Origin of the sequence: Paenirhizobium selenitireducens ATCC BAA-1503 (assembly GCF_000518785.1) — a bacterium.
Taxonomy (GTDB): domain Bacteria; phylum Pseudomonadota; class Alphaproteobacteria; order Rhizobiales; family Rhizobiaceae; genus Allorhizobium; species Allorhizobium selenitireducens.
Genome location: NZ_JAEG01000020.1, coordinates 1 through 25,034, shown reverse-complemented (window position 1 = coordinate 25,034; position 25,034 = coordinate 1). Strand labels below are relative to the sequence as shown.

20 protein-coding genes and 1 pseudogene are annotated in these 25,034 nt (G+C 61.2%); 10 read left to right on the top strand and 11 right to left on the bottom strand.

Annotation, left to right across the window (positions count from 1 at the left end):
* Nucleotides 1-19 precede the first annotated feature (19 nt).
* The 3 genes from L867_RS28225 to L867_RS0119755 all read right to left on the bottom strand — a co-directional run bounded on the left by L867_RS28225 (nt 20) and on the right by L867_RS0119755 (nt 1,451).
* On the bottom strand, nt 20-310 hold the full coding sequence (locus L867_RS28225) for a hypothetical protein (protein ID WP_408605997.1): 291 nt from the start codon (nt 308-310) through the stop codon (nt 20-22).
* On the bottom strand, nt 210-830 hold the full coding sequence (locus L867_RS25845; protein ID WP_210163655.1) for a carbon-nitrogen hydrolase family protein: 621 nt from the start codon (nt 828-830) through the stop codon (nt 210-212). Before L867_RS25845 ends, L867_RS28225 begins: the two co-directional genes overlap by 101 nt.
* Nucleotides 831-1,103: 273 nt before the next feature.
* Nucleotides 1,104-1,451 carry a YybH family protein gene (locus L867_RS0119755; RefSeq protein WP_051439117.1) on the bottom strand — a complete coding sequence of 116 codons (348 nt, stop codon included), beginning with the start codon at nt 1,449-1,451 and terminating at the stop codon, nt 1,104-1,106.
* A 653-nt stretch (nt 1,452-2,104) separates the two neighbouring features.
* On the opposite strand from L867_RS0119755, the gene L867_RS0119745 reads away from it, so the two are divergent.
* Nucleotides 2,105-2,977: an AraC family transcriptional regulator gene (locus tag L867_RS0119745; RefSeq protein ID WP_028738463.1), complete on the top strand. Its 873-nt coding sequence runs from the start codon at nt 2,105-2,107 to the stop codon at nt 2,975-2,977.
* A 413-nt stretch (nt 2,978-3,390) separates the two neighbouring features.
* On the opposite strand, the gene L867_RS0119740 is transcribed toward L867_RS0119745, so the two are convergent.
* From L867_RS0119740 to L867_RS0119715, 6 genes are all read right to left on the bottom strand, one after another.
* A complete protein-coding gene (locus L867_RS0119740; protein WP_028738462.1) occupies nt 3,391-4,467 on the bottom strand; it encodes an ABC transporter ATP-binding protein in 1,077 nt (358 codons plus the stop codon).
* 4 nt (nt 4,468-4,471) lie between these two features.
* On the bottom strand, nt 4,472-5,560 hold the full coding sequence (locus L867_RS0119735) for an ABC transporter ATP-binding protein (RefSeq protein ID WP_028738461.1): 1,089 nt from the start codon (nt 5,558-5,560) through the stop codon (nt 4,472-4,474).
* Between the two features lie 8 nt (nt 5,561-5,568).
* Nucleotides 5,569-6,414 (bottom strand): carbohydrate ABC transporter permease, encoded by an 846-nt coding sequence (locus tag L867_RS0119730; protein ID WP_028738460.1) that lies wholly within the window; start codon nt 6,412-6,414, stop codon nt 5,569-5,571.
* Nucleotides 6,415-6,417: 3 nt separating this feature from the next.
* Complete coding sequence (locus tag L867_RS0119725; RefSeq protein ID WP_028738459.1) at nt 6,418-7,293, bottom strand: carbohydrate ABC transporter permease; 876 nt, start codon at nt 7,291-7,293, stop codon at nt 6,418-6,420.
* 119 nt (nt 7,294-7,412) lie between these two features.
* The gene (locus L867_RS0119720; RefSeq protein WP_028738458.1) at nt 7,413-8,942 is read right to left on the bottom strand and encodes an extracellular solute-binding protein; all 1,530 of its coding nucleotides are present in this window, start codon (nt 8,940-8,942) and stop codon (nt 7,413-7,415) included.
* Nucleotides 8,943-8,992: 50 nt separating this feature from the next.
* A complete protein-coding gene (locus L867_RS0119715) occupies nt 8,993-10,036 on the bottom strand; it encodes an NAD(P)-dependent alcohol dehydrogenase (RefSeq protein ID WP_028738457.1) in 1,044 nt (347 codons plus the stop codon).
* A 290-nt stretch (nt 10,037-10,326) separates the two neighbouring features.
* On the opposite strand from L867_RS0119715, the gene L867_RS0119710 reads away from it, so the two are divergent.
* The 9 genes from L867_RS0119710 (at nt 10,327) to L867_RS0119670 (ending at nt 22,702) form a co-directional block, all read left to right on the top strand.
* Nucleotides 10,327-12,201: a sigma-54-dependent Fis family transcriptional regulator gene (locus tag L867_RS0119710; RefSeq protein WP_028738456.1), complete on the top strand. Its 1,875-nt coding sequence runs from the start codon at nt 10,327-10,329 to the stop codon at nt 12,199-12,201.
* Nucleotides 12,202-12,527: 326 nt separating this feature from the next.
* Entirely contained in the window at nt 12,528-13,139 is a 612-nt protein-coding gene (locus L867_RS26585) for an SDR family oxidoreductase (protein ID WP_084638653.1), read from the top strand.
* The gene (locus L867_RS0119700; RefSeq protein WP_028738455.1) at nt 13,129-14,805 is read left to right on the top strand and encodes a thiamine pyrophosphate-dependent enzyme; all 1,677 of its coding nucleotides are present in this window, start codon (nt 13,129-13,131) and stop codon (nt 14,803-14,805) included. Before L867_RS26585 ends, L867_RS0119700 begins: the two co-directional genes overlap by 11 nt.
* Entirely contained in the window at nt 14,802-16,880 is a 2,079-nt protein-coding gene (locus L867_RS0119695; RefSeq protein ID WP_028738454.1) for a hydantoinase/oxoprolinase family protein, read from the top strand. Before L867_RS0119700 ends, L867_RS0119695 begins: the two co-directional genes overlap by 4 nt.
* Nucleotides 16,881-16,882: 2 nt before the next feature.
* Entirely contained in the window at nt 16,883-18,502 is a 1,620-nt protein-coding gene (locus L867_RS0119690) for a hydantoinase B/oxoprolinase family protein (RefSeq protein WP_028738453.1), read from the top strand.
* Complete coding sequence (locus L867_RS0119685) at nt 18,499-19,704, top strand: pyridoxal phosphate-dependent aminotransferase (RefSeq protein WP_028738452.1); 1,206 nt, start codon at nt 18,499-18,501, stop codon at nt 19,702-19,704. Before L867_RS0119690 ends, L867_RS0119685 begins: the two co-directional genes overlap by 4 nt.
* An 11-nt stretch (nt 19,705-19,715) precedes the next feature.
* A complete protein-coding gene (locus tag L867_RS0119680) occupies nt 19,716-20,534 on the top strand; it encodes an NAD-dependent epimerase/dehydratase family protein (protein ID WP_028738451.1) in 819 nt (272 codons plus the stop codon).
* On the top strand, nt 20,531-21,736 hold the full coding sequence (locus L867_RS0119675; protein ID WP_028738450.1) for an NAD(P)/FAD-dependent oxidoreductase: 1,206 nt from the start codon (nt 20,531-20,533) through the stop codon (nt 21,734-21,736). Before L867_RS0119680 ends, L867_RS0119675 begins: the two co-directional genes overlap by 4 nt.
* 63 nt (nt 21,737-21,799) lie before the next feature.
* Complete coding sequence (locus tag L867_RS0119670) at nt 21,800-22,702, top strand: LysR substrate-binding domain-containing protein (RefSeq protein WP_028738449.1); 903 nt, start codon at nt 21,800-21,802, stop codon at nt 22,700-22,702.
* Nucleotides 22,703-23,447: 745 nt separating this feature from the next.
* On the opposite strand, the pseudogene L867_RS25830 reads toward L867_RS0119670, so the two are convergent.
* Together L867_RS25830 and L867_RS0119660 are read right to left on the bottom strand one after the other, a co-directional pair.
* A pseudogene (locus L867_RS25830) lies at nt 23,448-24,374 on the bottom strand (electron transfer flavoprotein subunit alpha/FixB family protein); the annotation flags it as partial.
* Between the two features lie 27 nt (nt 24,375-24,401).
* On the bottom strand, nt 24,402-25,034 hold a 633-nt coding region (locus L867_RS0119660; protein WP_028737056.1), incomplete at its 5' end, for an electron transfer flavoprotein subunit beta/FixA family protein.

The window sequence follows — 25,034 nt, the reverse complement described above, 5'->3', positions numbered from 1 at the left end:
CTGAGGCCTGCCGCGATCTTCACTTCTCATCCGATTCCAGGTTTGCCCGACCTGGGCGCAAATGCCTTTCACTGACATAGACCGGATAGGCATGCTTGGCCGCCTCAGCCTGCAAAGTATCGACCTCTATCACGACCATCGTGGCTTCGTGCGTCGTCGTCGCTATTGCTCGAGCGGCGGGATCGAAGGCGAAACCACCACCTCCGAAATCAGGAGGTGCGCCATCGACCGCGCCCACGCGGTTCGAACTGACGACGTAAGCGCCGCTGACAATTGCCGCCATGGCTCCGGCCGTCTGCCAATGGGTCATGTCGTGGCCGGAAGCCCGCGGTACCGCGATGAGATGGGCGCCTTGCTTTCCCAGCGCGCGCCCGCTCCGGAAACATGAGTTCCGTGCATAGAAGAGCGCCGACCTTCAGGCCTGCGATTTCTTTTGTCTCGAAGCCCGGAATACAGGGCGAGAACCAGCCGTCCTCCTGCCATCCCTCTTCGGCTGGAAAAATGTGCTTATGATGCAGGACGCTGTATCGCCCGTCTTCGATCACGAATGCTTCATTGGCCAATGTCTCGCCGTAAAGGACGGGCCGCGAGGAAATCACCGCCGTCGCAAGAGCGCCGAGTGCATCGAGGCCGTCCTGATGGAGTTGCGCCCATTCTCTTGCGCGTCCGAGGTCGAATGGCAGGGTTCTTGGAAGCCAGGCGCCAAATGGCATCTCATTGGTGATCAGGATATCGGGACGCAGCGTCCGCAGACGATTTGCGATGTCTTTCCAGGCTGCGCTTTCGATTGTGAGCCCGTCAGGCCATTCCACAGCGCAGACCTTGATCATCTTCGCTCTCCTCTGAACATCAGCTATCATTCTGTCTCTACGCATGAATTTGCAAGTCCGTTCAAACCTTCCGCGTCTTGAAGTCGTCTGGTCCCTGCTTCAAAGCCGTGCACTGGGGGAGGACAATCTCCAAGGAGTGCCGAGCCTTGAAACAAGGCAGGCGCGGATGGTGTTCCGGCAGGCGCCCCCCGTGTTGGGCGCCCACACGGCCATTGTCGGCGGTCGCGCGATGGAGCATGCGTTCTTCGTGCTGGTATGACTCCTCTGCCTGACTTACTCGAGATCGGCGTTCATGCGGACGATCAGGCCCTTGGCATTGAGCGAGAGTTCCAGCACGCCAATCTCATGGCCGAAGTCGCCGGTGAAATCGACCCGCACGCGGGCATGGTTGTCGCTGAGAACATCAAGTGAAAGGGCGCGGGTAACGGTGTGATAACCGACGAAATATCGCTCGATGTAGTCGCGGATACCCGTATGGCCGACAAAACTGTGGCCGGTCGAAGGATCGTCGATCAACGCATCGGGTGTGAACAGGGCCAGCACGGCTTCGACATCGAAGGCATTGGTCGCGGCAACTAGCGCATCGGCGGTTCTGCGCAAGGTATCTCGTTGTTTCGCCATGGCATCGACTCCCGTCCTGCAAGCTTCTGAAGTCCGGATGACCCAAAGGACCATCCTCCTGTTGTGTTTGAAGCGCCCTGTGCCGAGGATGAGGGGCCTTCATGGAAAACGATCGAACGAGCAATGCCGCTGATCGTGAGGAAAATGTGATCAAGCATGAGACGCCTATGTCGGCTAAAATAGCCGCTGGCGACTTCGATGTTTCGCGCGTTGATCCAGCGGTTGTCGTTCGACAGCAGGCTGGCGATCATGCAGCCAACATCATCAGGCGTCGCCGACGCGACCAAGCTTGGTCTGCCCGGCCAGCAGTGCCTCGAATTCCTCGTTCAGATCGCCGCCGAGTTCGGCGCGGATAGCGCCCGGCGCAACGGATTTGGCGCGGTGCGGCGCTCTTCAAACTCCTTGGCGCATTTAGCGCGACAGCACTTCCAGCCCGCCCTTGAAGCAAGCGTAGGGCGCCTCGCCGGCGGTCGCGATCCGGCTGGTGGCGCTTCCGCCGGTGATAGTGAGGATGCTCATTTGCTTCTCTTTCAATCTGGATAGACAACAGATAGCGGCAGACCGCTTGTGACCGCTTGCACGATCCTCTCTGGAGCTTGCCTATTCCTGCCTTCTTGTTGATTGCGCAGCATTACTGTGAAACAACAAATTTCATGATCGCACAGCTTCAAGAACTCAGGCAACTAGCCTGCAAGGCGGAGAACCGCCGTACCGAGACAGGCATTCCGCGCGTCGCGATGGTACAGGGCGAGATCCCGGAGCACAGGCTTGCCGCCGTCTATGACCCGATGGTCAATATTATCCTAACCGGCTCCAAGACCATGACCATCGGTGATCGGACCTTCCATTATGATCCCGCGACCTATTTCGTGATGTCGGTCGATCTGCCCGCCATTGGATCAGTGTATCCTTCAGCGAACCAAGAGCCTTACCTGGCGATTAGCCTGACACTGGCACCGGCAATTGTTGCGAACCTTTTGGTCGATCTGCCCAAACCTGCCGGAGGTGAACTTTACAGCACCGGCTTTTCCGTGGCGCCGGTCACGACGGACCTACTGGATGCCTGGGTTCGCATGCTCCGGCTGATGGGGCGCCCGAACGAGATCGCTGCCCTTGCGCCGGCCTATGAGCGGGAAATCCTCTTTCGCGTCCTGCAGGGTCCGCTCGGCTGGATGCTGCGGGATATTGCGACCCCTGATACCGCGCTTTCGCGGGTTGGCATTGCCATACAATGGATACGCGAGAATTTCGCCAAGCCGCTTCGTGTCGCGGCGCTGGCGGAAATGGCGGCGCTGAGCGTCTCGGCTTTTCATCGCCACTTCAAGGCTGTGACGGCGCTGAGCCCGCTCCAGTACCAGAAGCATGTTCGCCTTCTCCATGCGCGATCCTTGCTGATTGCCGGGGAGGGGAACGCAACGTCCGTTGCTTTCTATGTCGGCTATGAGAGTCCGAACCAATTCAGCCGGGAATATGCCCGACAGTTCGGACTGCCGCCGTCGAAAGATGCCGCAAGGCTGCGTAGATGAGGTTCGGGCCCGATAAACGCTTCGCTAACCGGGTTCGTCACTTCGCTTCCTATCAAAGCGGCGAATTTCACAAGTCTCTGTGACATCGGGCCCCCGCAACCAGTTCAGGCATAAATCGGTGACCGCTTCCGTCTAACGGGGGCGGTTTTTGCGTTTCGGGCCTTCGCTTTTCCTGCCTCGTGCCCACACTCTTTCGGGCCATCTCGCTGACATCATCGAGCACGGCTGGGCCATGGACGCCTTGCTCGTGGCTCCGCAACTGGATTGAACCGGCTCTCGTTCTGATTTCTATCTCGAGCCAAACGCGGTGTGCCAGGAGCCAGCGTGACCTCGTCGTGCTGTTCCCTGCGGCAAAGAGCCTTGGAAGCGAAACGGCATTTCCATATCAACATGCCATGCATCGGGTGAGTGGGCTAGCTCACGAGCCAATTGTCTTTATAGAAGCGAACCTTCTCGGGCGTGAATGCAAGATTCGTTGCGGCACCGACGGGCGGAACGTGATGGGGAGTGCGTAGCTTCACGATCGTGCTGTTCCCGAGGTCGGCGCTGACGATGGCGAAGCAGCCCATGTCCTGAATATCCATGACGGTCGCAGGCAATGTGCCCGCTTGCGGGGTGTCGGTAAGCGTGACGAATTCCGGACGAATGCCGACCACGACCTCGCCCAGCGAACGGCCTTCGGCAGAGCGGAGCGCACCGACCTCGCGTCCGAGCACCGACACCTTACCCCCGTCGACCCTGCCCTCAAGAAAATTCATCGCCGGCGAGCCGATGAAATAGCCGACGTGGCGATGCACCGGTTCCTCGAACAGCGCCTGGGGGCTCCCCATCTGTACGACGCGGCCATGGTCCATGACCACGACCTGTTCGGCCAGCGTCATCGCCTCGTTCTGGTCGTGCGTTACATAGACCAGCGTGTGTCCGTGCCGGGCGCTGATGTCGCGCAGCTTGCGTCTAAGACTGAACTTCAGCTGCGGATCGATCACTGTCAGGGGTTCGTCCATGAGGATGACTGCCACGTCGTCGCGCACCAGTCCGCGCCCGAGCGAGATCAGTTGCTTGAGGTCAGGCGTGAGCTTTCGCGCCGGCTTCTGCAGCACTCCGTCGAGATTGAGCAGACTTGCCACCTCGTTGACCCGCCGGTCGATCTCGCCTTTCGGCGTGTTGCGGCAACGCAGCGGAAAGGCAAGGTTCTCGAACACCGTCTTCGACGGATAGACCACCGGAAACTGAAAGACCTGGGCGATGTTGCGCTTCACTGCGCCGACCGAGGTCACGTCGATCCCGTTGATCAGCACCCTGCCTTCGCTCGGCATCAGCAGGCCGGAAATGATGTTCAGCATCGTGCTTTTGCCGCAGCCCGAAGGGCCTAGCAGGGCATAGGTACCACCGTCCTCCCAGGTCAGGTCGAGCGGATGGAGGGCATAGTTCGGCTTGCCGTCGACGGTATTGTAGGAATGCCCAAGGCCCCTGAGTTCGATCTTCGCCATGCAATCAATCCTTCTGGCCGGAGACGCTTCTGCGCGGCGGGGCGGCAATCAGCGTGCCCGTCACCGCATCGAAGGCGTAGAAGCGCGCGCTGTCCGGGGTGAAACCGATCCTGTCGCCTGGCTGAAAGAGATGCACGCCCTCCTCCTCGAGTACGAGATTGCGCCCGTCGAGATCGAGATGCAGCACGGTCAGCGAGCCGTTGACCTCGGCGAGCGCCACGGTCGCAGAAAAGTCTCCGTGGAGTGCCAGGTCCGTCGCCCTGAGGCCGAAGGTGTAGCGACCCGGCGCAAGCGTGGAAAAATGCTCCGGCAGCGGCGTTTCGAACGATGGCCCGAGGATCATCCGGCCGCCCGCGATTTCGCCTTCGAGCAGGTTCATCGGGGGATCGTTGAAAACCTGCGCCGCGATCGTGTTGGCGGGATAGTGGAAGACGTCACGATAGTCGCCCGTCTGGATCACCTTGCCTTCGTGCAGGATGATGACATGCCCCTGCAGGATCATCGCCTCGGCCGGTTCGGTCGTCGCATAGACGACCAGGCGGTCCCTGCTGTCGCGGAAGATGCGTCGGAACTCGTCGCGCAATTGTTCGCGCAGCTTGTAGTCCAGATTGACCAGCGGCTCGTCGAGCAGCAGGAAATCGGTGTCCTTCACCAGCGCCCGGGCAAGCGCCACGCGCTGCTGCTGGCCGCCGGAAAGCTCCGCCGGGCGCCGGTCGAGATAGGGGCGCAGGCCGAGCAGATCGCTCACATAGGTGAGTTTCGCCTCGATTTCGGACGGCGTGCATCCGGCCCGCCTCAGCGGAAAGACGATATTGTCGCGCACGTTCAGGTGCGGATAATTGACGAACTGCTGGTAGACCATGCCGACCCGGCGCTTCCACGCGGGGATCTTCAGGAGATCGACCCCGTCGCGCACGAGATTGCCGGAGCGTACTGCCTGCAGCCCGGCCAGTACCTTGAGAAAGGTCGTCTTGCCGGAGAGCGTGCGGCCGATGACGGTGACGACGCCGGATGCCGGCAGTTCGACGTCCAGTCCGTCGAGATGGATGGCGTTGCCGTCGGCCACGGTCAGATTGCGGATTGCGTAGGTCATCATGCCTCCTATTTGCGGGCGCCGGCGAGGCTGCCTTTTTCAAGGTAGCGCTCCACCAGGAAGGCGACCACGATCAGGGGCGCCACCGAGACCAGTGCCGAGGCGGAAAGGCTCCACCAGGGCGTCACCGAGGAATTCAGCGAGACGATCGCCACGGGCAGCAACTGCGTCTCGGTGAAGGTCAGCGTGAAGGCGAAGAAGAAGTCGTTCCAGCCGAAGACGATGCAGAAGATACCGGCGACCACGAGGCCGGGCAGCGAATTCGGCAGGATCACCCGCCAGAAGGTCTCGATCGGCGTGCAGCCGTCGATCATCGCCGTCTCGTCGAGTTCGCGCGGAATATTGTTGAAGAAGTCGACCATCACCCAGACGGCGATCGGCAGGAGCAGGGCGATGTAGACGATGACCAGACCGAGGATCGTGTCGAGCAGGTTAAAGAAACCGAGCATCAGGAAGAACGGGATGGCCAGCACCACCGGCGGCATGATTCGTTGCGAGACGAAGAAGAAGGTGAGGTCGTTGTTGCCGATCGGCCCCGCCTTGTAGACAAAGCGCGACAATCCATAGGCGGCGAGTGTTCCCAGGATCAGGCTGATGGCGCTGGCCGACAGCGTGACGATCATGCTTGCGGCGAACGGCTCGACGATGTCGATGCTGCCGGCGCCCGATCCGAACAGACCCTTCCAGGCGGCGAGCGATGGCTCGTAGTCGATATAGGGCAGATAGGTCGGCCCGGAGGTGACCCCGTTGGCGGTCTTGAACGAGGTTGTCAGCGCCCACAGGAAGGGCGCGATGACGAAGGCGCTCCATCCGAGGATCGCCGCCGTCTTGATGATGCGAAAGAGGCGCGGCATGGATCAGGTTCCCGATTTGACGAGGTATCTGGCGAGAAGCTTGGCGATGATCGTCAAGAGCACGATCATGATCACCAGATAGGTGATCGACAGCGCCGCCGCGTAGCCGATCTGGAAGTCGCGCAGACCCCGGATGAAGATGTAGTAGCTTGAGGTTTCGGTGGCCGTGCCAGGCCCGCCGGACGTGACGACGTAGATCGTTTCCATGATTTTCGAGGCTTCGATCAGACGGATGATGACCGCGCCCGCCGAGATCGGTGCCATGGCGGGAAAGGTCACGTTGAAGAAGGTCCGGATCGGTCCGGCGCCATCGATCGCGGCAGCCAGGAACGGCTCCTTCGGCAGGGACAGCAGGCCGGCCATCAGCAGCAGGAACATGAACGGCGTCCACTGCCAGACGTCGACGAGTATGACGACCACCGTCGCCCAGCCGGCGCTTGTCAGCCAGGCGATATTTCCAATGCCGAGAAGCTGCATCAGGTCATTGGCCGGCCCGAGGGATTCGTGGAAGATCGTGCGCCAGATCACCGCCATGACCACTGGTGTCGTCATCATCGGAATGAGAAACAGGACGCGCGTCAGCCGCCTCAGCCGCACCTGATGCCAGACGAGCAGAGCGAGCGCGAAGGCGATGACATATTCGAGCAGCACGCAGGCCGTGGCGATGAAGCCGAGCCGGACGAGGGATTCCCAGAAGCGGGCATCGCTGAAGATGCGTCCGTAGTTGCCGCCGCCGATGAAGGTCAGGCCGGGGCTTGCGGCATCCCATCCCGAAAAACTCACGCGGATGGTGAAGATCAGCGGAAACAGGATGATCGCCAGCAGGGTGAGGAGTCCCGGCAGCAGGAAGAAGAGTTTGTAGCGCGACAGCCCATACACGCGGTTCGTTCCTTCAGTTCATGGCCACATCCGCCCCGGTCGAAGGACACGGGACGAAAGCCTTCTCCACGGTAAGGGGCGCACCGCTTACGATGCGCCCCCTTTCGACGGTCCTGGAGTTACTGGTTGTCTTCCAGAGCGACGACGCGGCCATAGGCCTCGCGCACCTTGTCGACGCCGATCCGGTCGACGATGTCCTTCCACTCCTTGGCCACCTGGTCCAGCGCTGCCTGCGGTGTCGCCTGGCCGGCGATCGCCGAGGCGACTCCCGTTGCCATGGAGGTCATGAACTGGTTGACGCCCGGAACGCGAAGGTCGAAGACACGGTTCTGGCTGGTGTCCATGCCCGACAGCGTTTCGACGTAGCTCTTGGCAAGATCGGCATCCCAGCCGAGCTTGTCGGTCCATAGCGCTGGATCGAAATGGCTGGTGCGGTAGGGATTGACGCCGAAACGGCCGACCTGCAGGTCGGACAGGGTGTTGGCTTCGTTGGAGAAGAAGCACAGATAGTCGAAGGCCATGTCCTGGTTCTTCGATTTGGCCGACACCGCCGAGGTCCAGCCCCAGGTGATGTAGGGCGCGCGGTTCGGCTCCTCGAACTTGTCCCACTGCTTGGTCTTGCGGTTCCAGACCTCGCGGGCGCCCGGCAGAGGCGCCGCAGCCACCTTGTTGCGGATCGGGCTGTCGGCCTGCTGCGCCTGGACGAAGGCATCGTCCCAGGAATAGCTCATCAGCGACTGGCCGCCGCCGAAGGCGAAGATTTCGTCACCGAGGCCGAAATTGGCGCCGCCCGGCGCCCAGTCCTTCGAGGCCGCGACGAACAGCTCAAGGCCGTGCACGAAGCCGGGCGAATTGATCAGCGGCTCCATGGTTTCGAGGTCGAAGAAGAAGCCGCCCTTGACGTTCGGGTTCTTGGCATAGGGAGCCGCGCGGCTGATGAAGGCCGAGAACATCAGGTCGTCGCGCTTGGCGACTTCCGCCGAGCCGAAATTGGGATTGCCGTCGCCGTCCCAGTCCCAGCCGGAAAAGACCTTGGCGACTTCGTTATACTCTTCCCAGGTGGCGGGCACGGTCAGGTCGCGGCCGGTCGCTTCCTTGAACTTCGCCTGCATCTCCGCGTTCTCGAACATGTCGGCGCGGTATTTCAGATAATGCCGGTCGCCGTCGATCGGGTACTGCACCATCTGGTCGCCCCACTTGGCGACGTCGATGTAGTTGCGGGTAACATCCTTCATGCCGGTCGACTCGCGATAGGCATCGGGAACGGGGGCGAGGAAGGGGTTGAGGTCGCCGATCCACAGCGAGCCGTAGAACAGCACGTCATAGGCATTCTGTCCCGTCTGGAATGGGATCAGGATGCGCTGGAACAGGTCGCCGAACGGCACGTGCACGACGCTCACCTTGGCGCCGGTCAGTTCCTCGAACTGTTTGGCATGAAGCGCCGTCGGCTCGCCGATCACCGGAACGGCATGGGTGATGATGTTGAGCGTGCGGCCGGAATAGTCCTTGGCGTCGATCGCCTCGTAGGAGCAGGTTCCCGGCAGGTCGGTCGGAATGCCGAAGCGGCTGTAGTCGGCTGCCATGGCGGGTGCGGCGGCGGCCGCCAGCGCAAGCGTGCTGGCGGTCAGAAGCAATGTTTTCAATGTCATGTTTCTCTCTCCCAGGTTTAAAATCCTTGCCGGCGAAAGCCGGCTCCTCCTCAAGGAATAAGCACTGCGCGGCCGTGAATCTTGCCGTGGTGAAGGTCGAGCAGGGCGCGGTTGGCATCGGCCAGCCGGTATTCCGCCGTTGCCAGGTGGACCTTGCCCTGATCGGCAAGCGCCATGAGTTCGACCAGTTCGGGATAGGTGCCGACGAGATTGCCGACGATCCGTTTTTCCGACGTGATCATGTCGATGGTCGGGATCTCGAGCTTTCCTCCATAGCCGACGATGTAGTAGGCGCCGTCGTTGCGGGTCATGGCGAGCCCCTCCAGGATCGCACTGCCTTCGCCGACGAAATCGATGACGGCCTCGGCGCCCCATCCGCCGGTCAATGCGAGCACCTTGTCGACCTGTTCGCCATTGGCGAGCACCAGTTCGTCGGCGCCGCACTTGGCGGCAAGCTCAAGCGCTTCCTTCGAGCGGTCGACGGCGATGACCTTCGCCGCACAGAGCGATTTCAGCACCTGGACGCCGATATGACCGAGGCCGCCGACGCCGATCACCACGGCATATTGTCCGGGCAGAAGGTGCTGGGCGGCCTTCTTGCAGGCACGGTAGGCGGTAAGGCCGGCATCGGTGTAGGGCGCCACATCCTTCGGTGCGAGCGTCTTCGGCAGCTTGATCAGCGAGCGTGCGCCGGTCCGCAGATATTCGGCATAGCCGCCATTGGTATTGATTCCGGGAAAGGAGCTTTCCTCGGCATGCATGTCATTGCCGCGCCGGCAGGCGAGGCAATGGCCCGACGTGACCAGCGGATGGCAGATCACCGCGTCGCCCGGCTTGAAATGCGTGACGCCCGGACCGACTTCCTCAACCCATCCGGCGTTTTCGTGCCCCATGATATAGGGCAGATGGACATCGGAATTGTTGCGCCACAGGCCTTCGATGACGTGCAGGTCAGTGCGGCAGACGCCCGCCCCGCCGATCCGCACGATCACATCGTTTGGCCCCTCGATACGGGGATCGGGCACATCCTCGTAAACTACGAATTCGCTCTTCTCGAGCTTCTCGTCATATTCGTGCAGAACTGCTGCCTTCATTCCAAAGCCTCCTCACTCGGCGCATTGTCATTCCGCCTTTCTCATTGCAGTTGCCGTGCCAACTGCCTGTTCACCTGGAAGAGATAAGTGAAATCAAAGAGATGAGGTTTTGGTGCGGTGCGCTCGCGGCAGCGCATGATGTTCAGGCCCACAACATCGGCAGGGCTTCACGTGTTCAAATCATGAACACTTGCCAGCGGCAGCGAAAATTGGTCCACTAAGACCCGGACAAGAAGGGACAAAACCCTTGAAAAGCCTGAGGAGAGGCGCTGTCCGGGGGGAACAGACAGATGCTTTCACGGACTGAGCGCCTGAAGAGGCTCAGGATCACGTTGATGCAGGGTGGACAGGTCGACGGCAATCTCGTCAATCCGCAGATCGCCGAGAGTTGGCAGCGCTGCATCGAATCCGGGCTCGATCCTCGGGTGACGCCGCCGCCGATCCAGATCGGCACGCGGGAACTCAAGCAGTTGCGCGAGCGCGATGAACTGACCCATCGCTTCGCCGTGGCCGAAATGCATTCGCTCTATCAGCAGATCGCCGGGAGCAATTTCCTGATCGCCTTCGGCAATGCCGAAGGAACGGTGCTCGATACCATCGCCGATGGCGACTTCCAGTCCAGCAGGCCGGGTCGCGGGATCGTGCCGGGCGCTGTGTGGAAGGAAAGCCTGCGCGGCACCAATGCTCTGGGAACCTGCGCGGCCGGTCGCCAGCCGCTGATCGTTCATGGCGAGGAACACTTCTTTGCCGCCTATTCCGATGTCAGCTGCTTTGCCGCGCCGATACTGCATTCCGACGGTGAACTTGCCGGCGTGCTCGACGCCTCGTCCGACTGCAGCGCACGCCACAGCCATACCCTGGCGCTGATGCGTATGGCCGCCACTCATATCGAAAACTCGCTGTTTCTCGCCCAGCAGGAAAAGCACATCGTCGTGCTGTTTCATTCCCGCTGGGAACTGCTGAATTCGGTCAGCGGGGGGCTTGTCTCGTTCGATGCCAATGGACGGCTGGTGGCGGTCAACAAACGTGCACGGGAGATCCTGCGCGGTATCCCGCTGCGCCCCGGCACGGAATTCAACGCCATCTTCGACACTCCGTTCGATCTGGCTCTGGCGGAGATGTCGAACAGCCGGCAGCCGACGCTGCGCGATGGTTTCGGCAGCCGTTACGCCGTCCACTGGCGCAATCGTCACAGTTTCGAGAGGCGCTTGCCCCAGGCCGGAAAAACAGTCAGCGCCAACACGGCCAGCGGTGGTCTGCTGCCCTCGACGAAGCCCGACTTCGTCGCCAACGACGCCGTCGTGCGCCAGCAACTGGACAAGATAGCCCGCGCCGTCCGCTTCAAGCCACCTTTCCTGATCTGTGGCGAAAGCGGTACCGGCAAGGAAATGCTAGCACGCCATATCCACAGGGCAAGCGGGCGGCAGGGGAGCTTCATCGCCGTCAACTGCGGCGCGCTGCCCGAGCATCTGCTGGAGGCCGAACTCTTCGGCTATGTCGGCGGCGCCTTCACCGGAGCCCAGCGCACGGGCGCCGAGGGGCTGGCCGTCGCCGCCGATCGTGGCACACTTTTCCTCGACGAGATCGGCGACATGCCGCTATCAAGCCAGGTCGCGCTGTTGCGCTTCCTCGACAGTTCCGAAGTCCGCCCGGTCGGCGGCCATCAGGTGCGCAAGGTCGATACGCAGATCGTCGCTGCCACCAATGTCGACCTTGAGGAGGCGATCGCCACCAAGCGCTTTCGTGAGGATCTGTTCTATCGCCTTGGCGTCATTCGTCTGGAACTGCCGGCGCTGCGCGACCGAACCGATTTCGGCACTGTGCTCGACAGCATGCTGGCGGAGATTTCGCCCGGCACGCAGATCGATCCCGCCGCTGCGACGCTGATGGCGGCATTCGACTGGCGCGGAAACATGCGTGAACTGCGCTCCGCCCTGCTGCAACTGGTGATGGCCGCAGACGGAAACAGGATTGCATCTTCCGATGTTCTCGATTTGCTCGGCCACCCAGGAGCAGGCGTCGGCCGCCAGACCCATTCCCTGCGCACCAAGATCGGTCGGGAAGTCACCGAGATGCTGCGCAGCAACGGAAACAACATCAGCCTAACGGCACGGACGCTCGGCGTCTCACGCAACACCGTCTACAAATACGCCAGAAACCCATAAGGGCAGGGGAAATCAGCGCGGCACGGTTCCATAATTATGCTTATTCCGCGCCAACTACCTGCGTGCACCAAATGATCGCAGTTTCAATCGCTTAGTAAACTTGAGGGACGGGTTTATGGTTCGAATCCTATCAAGAGCAAGTTCACATTCCTTTGCGCTCGCATTCTCGATAGCCGCCACACGGGCCCTCGACCGAGGCTGGCTTTCGGAGAGGCGCTTCGGATAGCCAGCCGGGACAAGAAGAACTTGTCTAAGCGTGTCAATTTCTTCGTTTAAGCCGATGGCTTCCGCGTGCATGCTCCCACGTGCCTCATGGGGATCGTGCAATGACGAAAGCACTTATCACGGGGGCGACGCGAGCTCCCGGACGCGCGATCGCCACGATGCTTGCAAAAGAAGGCTGGGAAGTGCACGCGCTTGGTCGTGATCGCATTGCGCTCGATGAGATGCGCGGCGAACACGGAATCGTGCCTCTGGCGATGGATTTGACGGATCGCGAATATGTGCGCGCCGTTGCGGAAGGGCTGGAACCAGATGTCCTTATCCATGCAGCGCTCCGCTGGCCCGAGGAGACCAGATTTCTGGGACTGGCCGAAGCCGATATCGATATGGCTCTCGAAGTGAACCTGTCGGCTACGCTGCATGTCACCCGTGCCATCCTGCCTTCGATGATCGAACGGGGCCGCGGGGCCTTCGTGATGCTCTCCCTTGACGATGCGGACGCGAAAAGTGCGATCGAGCGGGCCGCCGCAGGTGCGATCGACGGCTTTGCGCGCGCTCTTGCTGACGAGGTCCGGAGCAGCGGGGTTTTCGTCCACCGTCTCTCTTCGGGAAAGCCGCCTTTCCGGCATCTGGGTTTGCAGGTCCTCTCGCTGCTATCGGCATCCGGTTTTCAATCTCATACCATCGAACGACAGGAACATGGATATGGAACGTAATGGAGGGCAGCTGCTCGTCGATTGCCTCTTGGCGCTGGGAGCGACGAAGAGCTTCGGCGTGCCGGGCGAAAGCTATCTCGCGGTGCTCGATGCGCTGTACGACACCGGAGGACGCCTCGACTATGTTCTATGCCGCAACGAAGGCGGTGCCGCGTTCATGGCGGCGGCCTACGGCAAGCTGACCGGTCAGCCAGGCATCTGTTTCGTTACCCGGGGTCCTGGTGCGACCAACGCCTCCATCGGCGTACACACAGCCATGCAGGATTCTGCACCGATGATTCTTTTCGTCGGCCAGGTCGGAACCGACATGAAGGGGCGGGAAGCCTTCCAGGAAGTGGACTACAAGGCCGTGTTCGGTACGATGGCCAAGTGGGCGGGCGAGATCGATCAGGTCGAGCGCATCCCGGAAATTCTCTCGCGTGCCTGGACGTTGGCGCTTTCCGGCCGTCCGGGCCCTATCGTTATCGCTCTTCCCGAGGACATGCTGACGTCTATGACGAACGCAGCGCCGCTGTCCGCTCCGGTCGAGATCGCTGAGCCCGCGCCGTCGGCGTCGGCCATGCAACGCCTGCGTGGAATGCTGGTAGGAGCAAAGCGTCCCGTTATTCTCTACGGTGGCTGCAACTGGACGGACGGTTCGACGGCGGCCATTCAGCGTTTTGCCGAGGCGTCCGACATTCCGGTCGTGTCCGTGTTTCGTTATCAGGATCAGTACGACAACGCTTCTCCCACCTTCTGCGGTGAAGCGGGGGTCGGCATGGTCGCTTCGGTCAAGGAACTGCTGCGCGAGGCCGATGTCGTTCTGGCGGTCAACAACCGCTTCGGGGAAAATTCGACCGACGGTTACACGCTGTTCGACATGCCGCAGCCCCGCCAGCAGATCATTCACGTTCACGGTTCTGATCTGGAAATAGGCAAGGTCTATCGGCCCGCACTCGGAATTCACGCCGGTCCGAACGCCTTTGCAGAGGCACTTGGCGCCCTTGAACCCGTCAAGGGTGCCTGGGCGGAATGGCGGGCCAAGGGGCGAACGGCCTATGAAAAGGGTTTTGTCCTTCCCGACCTGCCGTCCCCGGTCGACATGGGTAAGGTTTCGGCTCTCTTGAACGGCATCCTGCCGGAAGATGTGATCCTGACCAACGGCGCCGGCAACTTCACCGTATGGCCCAACAAGTTCTTCAAGTTCGGACCAAAAGCGCGCCTGCTCGCCCCACAATCCGGTGCGATGGGCTACGGCGTTCCGGCGGCCGTTGCTGCGAAAGTGGCACATCCAGAGCGCACCGTCGTCTGCTTTGCCGGGGACGGCGATTTCCAGATGAATTGTCAGGAACTGGCGACCGCCCTCCAGCATGGGGCGCAACCGATCATCCTGCTGCTCAACAACGGCATCTACGGCACCATCCGCGCCCATCAGGAGCGGCATTACCCGGAACGGGTTTCCGGCACGACGATGATCAACCCGGATTTCGTGACGCTAGCGAAAGCCTACGGTTTCCATGCCGAGCGGGTAGCATCGACGAACGATTTCGCGGCCGCGTTCGAGCGCGCCAGAGCATCGAAAACCGGCGCGCTTCTCGATCTCGACATTTCACCTGAGGCGTTGACGCCTCGCCAAACACTGAGCCAGATGCGCAAGGTTGCTCTATCTGCAAAGGAAACCGCATGACGCAGGGTCAAGACATCCGCCTTGGTGCCGATATCGGCGGGACCTTTACCGATATCGCGCTCGATATCAGTGGAAAGCTCTTCTCGACAAAGGTTCTGACCAATTATTCGGCGCCGGAACAGGCAATCCTCGATGGCATCGATATCGTCATCAAGGATGCGGGCATTGCGCCTGGCGACATCGACATCGTTATCCATGGAACGACGCTTGCAACCAACGCGCTGATCGAGCGCCGAGGCGCCCGCACAGCGCTCATTACCACGGAAGGCTTCCGCGACGTCATCGAAATGCGCACGGAGAACCGTTTCGAGCAATATGATCTGAGCCTCGTTTTGCCGAAGCCGCTGATCCCGCGCGAGGACCGTTTCCCGGTCAAGGGTCGCATTGATGCGCAGGGCAGGGAGTTGCAGGCGCTTGACGAAGCCGCACTCGAAGCCTTGGCGGATGTCATTGCGGAGCGTGGCTTCGGGGCGGTGGCCATCGGTTTCATCCACTCCTACATGAACCCGGCGCATGAGGAGCGCGCCCGCGAAATCCTGTCGAAGAAACTGTCGATTCCGATCTCCATTTCCTCGGAAGTCTCGCCGCAGATGCGCGAGTTCGAACGTTTCAATACGGTCTGCGCCAATGCCTATGTACGCCCGCAAATGGCTGACTATCTATCGCGCCTGCAAGTGCGGTTGAAGAAAATGGGCGCGCAATGCCCGGTCTTCATGATCCATTCGGGCGGTGGGCTGATCTCGGTGGAGACGGCATCGGAATTCCCGGTTCGTTTGGTCGAATCCGGTCCTGCGGGCGGGGCGATCTTCGCCGCTGATATCGCCCGCCGCTTCAGCCTCAACCGCGTCGTCTCCTACGACATGGGCGGCACCACGGCGAAGATCTGCCTGATCGAGGATTACCAGCCGCAGACAGCGCGCACGTTTGAAGTCGCCCGCACCTACCGGTTCTGCAAGGGGTCGGGCATGCCGATCTCCATTCCGGTGATCGAGATGATCGAGATCGGCGCGGGCGGCGGATCGATCGCCTGGGTCGATGCCATGGGCCGTATTCAGGCCGGCCCGGAATCGGCAGCCTCCGAGCCGGGACCTGCCTGCTACCAGCGCGGCGGCGAGCGGCCGGCCATTACCGATGCGGATCTCGTGCTCGGCAAGCTCGATCCCGATAATTTTGCCGGCGGAAAGATCAAGCTTTCCGTTCAGAATGCAAGCGCGGCAATTACGCGGGATGTCGGCGACAGGCTGAAGCTTGCGACCGAAGCGGCCGCCTTCGGCATCGTCGAGGTTGTCGATGAGAACATGGCCAATGCGGCCCGCGTTCACGCTGTCGAAAACGGAAAGAACATCTCCGACAACATCATGATCGCATTCGGCGGCGCCGCACCTCTGCATGCTGCACGGCTGTGCGAGAAGCTGAACCTCGATCAATGCCTTATTCCGCAAGGGGCGGGCGTTGGTTCGGCCATCGGCTTCCTGAAGGCCCCGTTCGGCTATGAGGCGCTTGCCTCCAAGATCATGCGCCTCTCCAGCTTCGATGCCGATGCGGTCAACGCCATGCTCGACGGTCTGAAGAAGACTGCCGAAGGTTTCGTCCGGGTCGGTACGGACGGCGCGATCATCCGCGAGATCACAGCTTTTATGCGCTATGCCGGTCAAGGGTGGGAAATCCCGGTAACATTGCCGGACCGCGCTTTCACCGCGGCGGACACCGCCATGATTGAAGCCACTTTCAAGGAGCGTTACGCCCAGTTCTTCGGCCGCGCGGTCGAGGGCCCGGAAATCGAGTTCGTCACCTGGTCGGTCAAGGCCCAGGACGTTCGTCCCGAGGGTGAGCGCTTCACCCTTCAAACGGATGGTAGCGCGGTACCCGTGCCTGTCACGCGGGCGGTCTTCGACCCCGCCTCCGGCAAGACGCTGGAAACCGCGATCGTGCCGCGCGATACGCTGTCGCCGGGTGCGCGCGTGACGGGACCTGCCGTCATCGTCGAGCGGGAAACCTCCACCATCGTCACGTCGCCATTCGATGCCGTCATCCAGATCGACGGCACCATTCTTCTCGTGCGCAAGGGTCTCTGATCATGAGCGATATCAATGAAATTCGCATGCAGGTCATGTGGAACCGCCTGATCTCGGTCGTCGAAGAACAGGCGCTGACGTTGCTGCGCACCGCGTTTTCCACCTCCGTTCGCGAGGCCGGCGACCTTTCGGCCGGCGTCTACAGTGCCAAGGGCGAGATGCTGGCGCAGGCCGTTACCGGGACGCCCGGCCACGTCAACACCATGGCCGAGGCGGTGCTGCATTTCATCAATGAGATACCGCGCGAGGAGATGTATCCGGGTGATACCTATGTCACCAACGATCCGTGGAAGGGCACCGGCCATCTGCACGATATCACCATGGTCTCGCCGTCCTTCAATGGCGAAGAACTGATCGGCTTCTTCGCCTGCACGGCGCATGTGGTCGACGTCGGTGGACGCGGCTTCGGGGCGGATGGCAAGTCCGTCTATGAGGAAGGCATCCAGATCCCGATCATGAAGTTCGCCGAGCGCGGCGTGGTGAACAAGGATTTGCTAAAGATCCTGCGCCTCAATGTGCGCGAGCCAAACCAGGTGATTGGTGACTTCTATTCGCTCGCTGCCTGCAACGATGTGGGTCACAAGCGTCTGATCGAGATGCTGAACGAGGTCGGCTACCGCAATCTGGATACACTCGGCGAGTTCATCCTCTCGCGCACCCATGCGGCCACGATGGAACGCATCGCCGGTTTGCCGAAGGGCGCATGGACGAACGAGATGCTGACAGACGGCTACGATGTGCCGATCAGGCTGGCGGCCGAGGTTTCGATCACCGACACCGGTGTCAATGTCGATTTTGCCGGCACGGATGCAATGAGCCGCTGGGGCATCAATGTCCCGTTGATCTACACAAAGGCCTATGCCTGTTACGCCCTGAAATGCGTTGTGGCGCCGGATATTCCAAACAATGCGGCCTCTCTCGCCGTCTTCAAAGTCTCCTCGCCGGTCAACATCCTCAATGCCGAACGGCCGGCGCCGGTCTCGGTGCGCCATGTGATCGGCCATATGGTGCCGGATCTGGTGCTTGGGGCGCTTGCCAAGGCGTTGCCCGGCGAGATCCTTGCAGAAGGCGCTGCCGCCCTCTGGAACATCCATATTTCCGCACGCCCGATTGCCGGCACTTCGGGTCGGCGCGCCGAGGTGCTGATGTTCAATTCCGGCGGCATGGGCGCGCGCCCCGGTATCGACGGCCTGTCTTCGACGGCCTTCCCTTCGGGTGTCCATACCATGCCGATCGAGGCCACCGAGCATACCGGTCCGATCGTCGTCTGGCGCAAGGAACTGCGGCCCGATTCCGGTGGTGCCGGGAAATATCGCGGCGGCCTCGGCCAGATCATCGAGATTGCGCCCGCCGAAGGCCATGAGTTCGATTTTTCCGCGATGTTCGACCGCACCGCGACTCCGCCGCGCGGCCGTGACGGCGGCGAAGACGGCGCAGCCGGTTCGGCGAAACTGGATGACGGAACGAAACTGCGGCCGAAGGGCTGGCAGCATGTGCCGGCGGGCCGCCGACTGGTGCTGGAACTGCCGGGCGGCGGCGGCTTCGGGAACCCAGCGGAGCGCTCGGACGAAGCCAGGGCCGAAGACCTGTCCAAGGGATATGTGACGGAGAAGAAGCCATGAGCCACATCGCCAGTCGGCTTTCCGCCGTCAAACCGTCAGCCTCCATGGCCGTCTCGCAAGCGGCAAAGGACTTGGCTGCAACCGGCGTGGATGTGATCGACCTCGGTCTTGGCGAGCCCGATTTCCCGGCGCCCGCCCATATCACCGAGGCTGCCTTCGAGGCCGCGCGCAAGGAGCGTATGCTCTATACTGCGTCGCTCGGCACGGTGGACTTGCGCAAGGCGATCGTTTCCAAGCTCAAACGCGAGAACGGCCTGGACTACGTCATTGACGAGATCGCGGTGGCCAATGGCGCCAAGCAGATCATCTTCAACGCGCTGATGGCAACACTGGAGGAGGGCGACGAGGCAATCCTGCCTGCGCCTTATTTCGTCTCCTATCCCGAAATGGTGAAGCTTTTCGGCGGCGTGCCGGTGACGCCGGCTTGCCCGGCTGAAAGCGGCTTTCGCCTGACGCCGGAGGTGCTGGGAGCCGTGCTGACGGAAAAGACCCGCTGGCTGTTTCTCAATATGCCCGGCAATCCCTCAGGCGCGGTCTACACCGAGGCGCAATTGAAAGCGCTCGGTGCGGTGCTCGCGAGGTATCCGAAAGTGATGATCCTGTCGGACGAGATCTACGAGCACATCATCTTCAATGGACGTGCGTTCGTCTCCTTCGGTGCGGCCTGCCCGGAACTGCGCGATCGTTCGCTGATCGTCAACGGGATGTCCAAAGCCTATGCCATGACCGGCTGGCGCGTTGGTTACTCCGCCGGCCCGAAAGGCCTGATCAAGGCGATGGCGACGATCCAGAGTCAGTCTTGCACCTCCGTCTCCGCCCCGGCGCAGATCGCGGCCAAGGCGGCGCTGGAAGGGCCGCAGGATTGTGTCGCGGAATTTTGCGCGGCGTTCGAGCGCCGTCGTGATCTCGTGGTCGAGGGCATTGCGAAGATCAGTGCGCTGAGCCTCGATCCTCCAGAGGGTGCCTTTTACGCCTATATCGGTTGCGCCGCACTGATCGGCGCGAAGACGCAGGCCGGCGAGACGCTGCAGGACGATGTCGCGGTTGCGAAATACCTTCTCGACGAAGGGCATGTGGCGGCGGTTCCGGGCACGGCTTACGGCCTGTCGCCGTTCTTCCGCATATCCACCGCGACCTCCGATGAGGTTCTGGCCGAGGCGGTGAAACGGATCGGCACGGCCGTTTCCAAACTTGAATTCTGATTGGAAGAAGAATGTCAAAACCCTACAACACCATTCTGATCACCGGCGCAGCCGGTCGTCTTGGCACGGAACTGCGTCGTGGTCTTGCGCCGCTGGCCGACCTGCTGCGGCTTGCCGATATCGGTGAGATTAAGAATCGTCAGCCGAACGAGGAGGCGATGATCTTCGATCTCGCCGACGAAGCCGCCGTGATGAAGGCGGTCGAGGGCGTGGATGCCATCGTGCATTTCGGCGGCGTGCCGCTGGAACGCCCTTGGGAAGAGGTCCTCGATGCCAATATCCGCGGCAGCTACCATATCTACGAGGCCGCCCGGAAACATGGCGTCAAGCGCGTTGTCTATGCGTCCTCGGTGCATGCGATCGGTTATCACACGCTGGACGCCCATATCGATACCAATGCGCCGGTGCGACCCGACAGCCTCTATGGCGTGTCCAAATGCTTCGTGGAGGCATTGAGTCGCTTTTATTGGGACAAGTTCGGGCTGGAAAGCGTTTGCCTGCGCATCTTTTCCTCCTTCCCCGAACCGGCCGATCGCCGCATGCTATGGTCCTGGCTGTCCTTTGACGATTGCGTTCGCCTCGTCACCGCCAGCCTGACGGCGCCGCATGTCGGCCACACCATCAGCTTCGGGCTCTCCGACAATGCTGTGAAGCCGGTCGACAATTCCAGAGCCGGCAATCTCGGCTATCTGCCGCAGGACAACACAGAAGGTTTCCGTGCCAAGGTCGAGGCGGAAAAGCCGGCTGCCGATCCCAAGGCGCCGTCCAGCGTTTTCCTCGGCGGCTGGTTCGTCGATATCGGCCATCCCAATGACGAGGCATCGAAATGAAAGACCAGTATGACGTCGTTATCGTCGGCGGCGCGGTCATCGGTTCCGCGGTCGCCTATTATCTCGCAGCCAATCCGGACTTCGATGGCTCGGTGCTCGTCATCGAACGCGACCCGACTTACCTGAAGGCGGCGACATCGCTGTCGTCATCGTCGATCCGCACGCAGTTCTCCAACCCGATCAATGTGAAGATCAGCCAGTATGGCTCCGAGGTCATTCGCAATTTCGGCGACATGATGCAGGTTGGCGACGACAAGCCGGATCTCGCCTTTCATTCGGGGGGCTATCTTTTCCTCGCCAATACGCCTGAACAGGTCCAGATCCTGAAGGAAAACCACGAGGCGCAGATTTCTTGCGGGGCGGATGTCGTCCTCTGGAACCGCGACGAACTGGCGAACGCCTTCCCGCATCTTAACGTGGCGGATATTGAACTGGCTTCCTATGGTCGCTCAGGTGAAGGCTGGTTCAACAATACCGGCCTGATGTACGGTTTCAAGAACAAGGCCCGCTCGCTTGGCGTCGAGTACGTCACGGATGAAGCCGTGGCGATCGGCCGCGATGCGGACATTGTAACGTCGGTGACGTTGAAGTCCGGCGCCGTCGTCAAGGCCGGCACGATTGTCAACGCATCCGGGCCTCGCGCTGCGCTCACCGCCCGAATGGCCGGTCTCGATATTCCGGTGGAGCCCCGCAAACGGACCCTGTTCGTCTTCGACTGTGCCGACACGCCCGAGGGCACCGCCAGGGTGAATCAGGGCCGGCTTCCGCTGATGATCGATCCATCCGGCGTGTTCTGCAGACCGGAAGGACGGTTCTTTCTGACGGGTTGCCCGCCCGTCGAGGATCCGGCCGCCGATTGGGACGATTTCGAACCGCGTTACGAAGAGTTCGAAGAGATCATCTGGCCGGCGCTTGCCGAACGCTCGCCCCAGTTCGAGGCGATCAAGGTGGTAAACCAGTGGGCGGGTCACTACGACTTCAATGTCCTCGACCACAATCTGATTGTCGGCCGCCATCCGACAGTGCGCAATTTCATTTTCGCCAACGGCTTTTCCGGGCATGGCCTGCAGCAGGGACCCGCAACGGGACGGGGCGTATCCGAGCTGATCATCTACGGCGAATATCGCACATTGGACTTGACGGAAGTCGGCTACGAGCGGGTTCTGGAGAATCGCCCTTTCCTCGAAAAAGCTGTGATATAACCGCAGTCGGCCCACCCACGGGCAGGGCCGGTCTGCAATTTCCATCGCCTGCCGGAGGGTGACTTGGCTGGACAACATACGCGGCTTCCCCCTCTCAATGCGCTGCGCGCATTCTGGGCCGTCATGCGTCAGGGATCGTTCCGCAGCGCGGCGGACGAACTCCTCGTCACGCCACAGGCGATCAGCCAGCAGATCAAGCTGCTGGAGGATACGTTGCACGTCCCGTTGTTCGAGCGCAAAGCGCGTGTCATCGAGCCGACGGAACATGCCATCATCCTCTCGCATTTCATCCAGGCGGGGTTCGATGAATTTACCGAAGGTATCCGCCGGGTTACCAACTCGACCTACCGGAACCGCATCAACATCAATGTCAGCCCGTATTTCGCCACGCGTTATCTGATGGAGCGGCTCGAGCGCTTTCGACAGCTCATGCCCGGTGCCGACATTCGCCTGACGACGATGGTGAATGTCCGGGACTTCGCGGCCGATGAGGTGGATGTCTCCATCCAGTGGGGGTTCGGCAACTGGAAGGAATATGACGTCAAGCTGCTGATGCACGACCCCAAAATCATCTGCTGTTCGCCGGAGCTGGCCAAGCAGATCTTTTCGCCCACCGACCTCGGTCGCATGACCCTTCTCCATCCCGTCATGGCGCGCGATCTCTGGCGCAAGGTTCTGGCGCATCTCGGCCTGCCTTCGCTGGAAATGGCCGGCGAGATCGAATTCCAGGATGCCGCGACGATGCGCAGGGGTGCGATTTCCGGCATCGGCGTCGGGCTCGTATCGAAGCTCGATGCGCTAGCCGATATCAAGGCGGGCACGCTCGTCGCGCCGCTGGGTGTCGATCTCCTCGGTACGATGGACAAGAAAGATGTTCCCGGATTCTATCTTGTTGTTCCCAAAGCCCATAAGAGGGTGAAGATTATCTCAGCGTTTTGTGACTGGATTGCCGCCGAGCAATGGTGAAGCGGTGGATTGGGGCATCTCCGGGACTCGGATCAAAAGCACGGTCCATAGTTGATCACAAACGCGATGTCTGAGCGAATTGCCCTCGAACTGCATCTACATTCTCGGGTTGCAGGAGATGATGAACGAGATCATCCGCCTCGTGTGGGACGGCATCCCCTATATCTTATCACGAGGTGCCTGCTGCAAGGAGCACGGTGTCGCGTCCAACATCAGACTAGTCGCTCACGCTTTTGGAAACCCAGCCGGCCTTGCGTTGCTGGATCAAGTTCTCAGAAATAGGCGGTGAAGCCAGCAAAGGATGCCCCACTTCGAGGAAGATCTTCTGACATCGGATTTCGGACCCGTTCCAACGGCTGGTTGAGCGGGTGAACTATGCTCCGTCTCCAGATGTTTGGCGTGATCGATACTGATTTGCCAAGGCATTTTCATGTCTGTGTTTCCTCGATCAGCGGCTCCCGAGCAAACACCAAAAGTATCTGCATTAACGTGACACCGAATACCCGCTTGCTTTAGCATCAGCGCGGTCTTAGCCGCCTACTCGTAGACATTTCCCGATAGCGGTTGAAAACCGGACGATGGCTTCCTTTGCACGGGTTTTGACAAGTTCTGCAATCGCCGCCAGTTCTTTTCGCCAAGAGCGGGCAGCGCAATCGTGAATCAGCTGTTTCACGACATGTCATGTCCTATTCGCTGAAGCAATTATGGATTGCGATGTTGGGCAAACGTTACCGAGGGTACGTGAAAGAACGCGAACCAGTTCCGGCAGGGCTTCGAAGAGGTCGGCGACCAGGCCGTAGTCGGCGACCTGGAAGATCGGTGCCTCTTCGTCCTTGTTGATCGCGACGATGACCTTCGAATCCTTCATGCCGGCGAGGTGCTGAATGGCGCCGGAGATGCCGCAGGCGATGTAGAGCTGCGGCGCAACCACCTTGCCGGTCTGGCCGACCTGCCAGTCGTTCGGCGCGTAGCCGGCGTCGACTGCAGCGCGCGATGCGCCGACGGCGGCACCGAGCTTGTCGGCCACCGGCAGGATGACTTCCTTGAACTTCTCGGCGGAGCCGAGCGCACGGCCGCCCGAGATGATGATCTTGGCCGAGGTCAGTTCCGGACGGTCGGAGCTCGACAGCGCGTCGTTGACGAAGGACGAGACGCCCGGATTGGCAGCAGCGCCAACGGTCTCGACGGCAGCCGAGCCGCCTTCGCCGGCAGCCGCGAACGAGGCGGTCCGTACGGTGATCACCTTCGTGGCGTCGCTTGACTGCACGGTCTGGATGGCGTTGCCGGCATAGATCGGACGCTTGAAGGTATCGGCCGAGACGACCTCGACGATTTCCGACACCTGCATGACGTCGAGCAGGGCGGCGACGCGCGGCATGACGTTCTTGGCCGAGGAGGTGGCGGGCGCGATGATGGTATCGTAAGCGCCGGCCAACGAGACGATCAGGGCGGCGAGCGGTTCTGCGAGGTTGTTGGCAAGGCTCGCATCGTCGGCGAGCAGCACCTTGGATACGCCCGAGAGCTTGGCGGCGGCATCGGCCGCAGCCTTGGCACCGGCACCGGCGACCAGCACATGAACATCGCCGCCGATCTTTGCGGCCGCCGTCAGCGCCTTGGCGGTCTGGTCGGACAGGGTTGCGTTGTCGTGTTCTGCCAGAAGAAGAATGGCCATGTTTCTATGTCTCCTATCCCGGTCCGATTACAGCACGCCGGCTTCGTTCTTCAGCTTGTCGACCAGCTCGGCGACCGACTTGACCTTGATGCCTGCCTTGCGGCCGCTCGGTTCTTCGGTCTTCAGCACCTTCAGGCGCGCCGTGGTGTCGACGCCGAAGTCGGCGGGCGTCTTCTTGTCGAGCGGCTTCTTCTTCGCCTTCATGATGTTCGGCAGCGAAGCGTAGCGCGGCTCGTTGAGGCGCAGGTCGGTGGTGATGACCGCCGGCAGATTGACCTCGATGGTTTGCAGGCCACCGTCGACTTCGCGGGTGACGGATGCCTTGCCGTCGCCGATCTCGACCTTCGAGGCGAAGGTGCCCTGTGCCCAGCCGAGCAGCGCGGACAGCATCTGGCCGGTCTGGTTCGAATCGTCGTCGATCGCCTGCTTGCCGGTGATCACCAGACCGGGCTGTTCGGCGTCGATGACGCCCTTCAGCAGCTTGGCGACGGCGAGCGGCTCGACGGCGTCATCGGTCTCGACCAAAACGGCACGGTCGGCGCCCATGGCGAGTGCGGTGCGGAGCGTTTCTTCGGCCTTGGCCGGGCCGATCGAGACGACCACGACTTCCGATGCCTTGCCGGCTTCCTTGAGGCGAAGCGCCTCTTCGACGGCGATTTC

Excerpts from the sequence above, each read along its gene's own strand:
- L867_RS28225 (WP_408605997.1), bottom strand. The coding sequence starts at position 310 with ATGACCCATTGGCAGACGGCCGGAGCCATGGCGGCAATTGTCAGCGGC.
- L867_RS25845 (WP_210163655.1), bottom strand. The coding sequence starts at position 830 with ATGATCAAGGTCTGCGCTGTGGAATGGCCTGACGGGCTCACAATCGAA.
- L867_RS0119755 (WP_051439117.1), bottom strand. The coding sequence starts at position 1,451 with ATGGCGAAACAACGAGATACCTTGCGCAGAACCGCCGATGCGCTAGTT.
- L867_RS0119745 (WP_028738463.1), top strand. The coding sequence starts at position 2,105 with ATGATCGCACAGCTTCAAGAACTCAGGCAACTAGCCTGCAAGGCGGAG.
- L867_RS0119740 (WP_028738462.1), bottom strand. The coding sequence starts at position 4,467 with ATGGCGAAGATCGAACTCAGGGGCCTTGGGCATTCCTACAATACCGTC.
- L867_RS0119735 (WP_028738461.1), bottom strand. The coding sequence starts at position 5,560 with ATGACCTACGCAATCCGCAATCTGACCGTGGCCGACGGCAACGCCATC.
- L867_RS0119730 (WP_028738460.1), bottom strand. The coding sequence starts at position 6,414 with ATGCCGCGCCTCTTTCGCATCATCAAGACGGCGGCGATCCTCGGATGG.
- L867_RS0119720 (WP_028738458.1), bottom strand. The coding sequence starts at position 8,942 with ATGACATTGAAAACATTGCTTCTGACCGCCAGCACGCTTGCGCTGGCG.
- L867_RS0119715 (WP_028738457.1), bottom strand. The coding sequence starts at position 10,036 with ATGAAGGCAGCAGTTCTGCACGAATATGACGAGAAGCTCGAGAAGAGC.
- L867_RS0119710 (WP_028738456.1), top strand. The coding sequence starts at position 10,327 with ATGCTTTCACGGACTGAGCGCCTGAAGAGGCTCAGGATCACGTTGATG.
- L867_RS26585 (WP_084638653.1), top strand. The coding sequence starts at position 12,528 with ATGACGAAAGCACTTATCACGGGGGCGACGCGAGCTCCCGGACGCGCG.
- L867_RS0119700 (WP_028738455.1), top strand. The coding sequence starts at position 13,129 with ATGGAACGTAATGGAGGGCAGCTGCTCGTCGATTGCCTCTTGGCGCTG.
- L867_RS0119695 (WP_028738454.1), top strand. The coding sequence starts at position 14,802 with ATGACGCAGGGTCAAGACATCCGCCTTGGTGCCGATATCGGCGGGACC.
- L867_RS0119690 (WP_028738453.1), top strand. The coding sequence starts at position 16,883 with ATGAGCGATATCAATGAAATTCGCATGCAGGTCATGTGGAACCGCCTG.
- L867_RS0119685 (WP_028738452.1), top strand. The coding sequence starts at position 18,499 with ATGAGCCACATCGCCAGTCGGCTTTCCGCCGTCAAACCGTCAGCCTCC.
- L867_RS0119680 (WP_028738451.1), top strand. The coding sequence starts at position 19,716 with ATGTCAAAACCCTACAACACCATTCTGATCACCGGCGCAGCCGGTCGT.
- L867_RS0119675 (WP_028738450.1), top strand. The coding sequence starts at position 20,531 with ATGAAAGACCAGTATGACGTCGTTATCGTCGGCGGCGCGGTCATCGGT.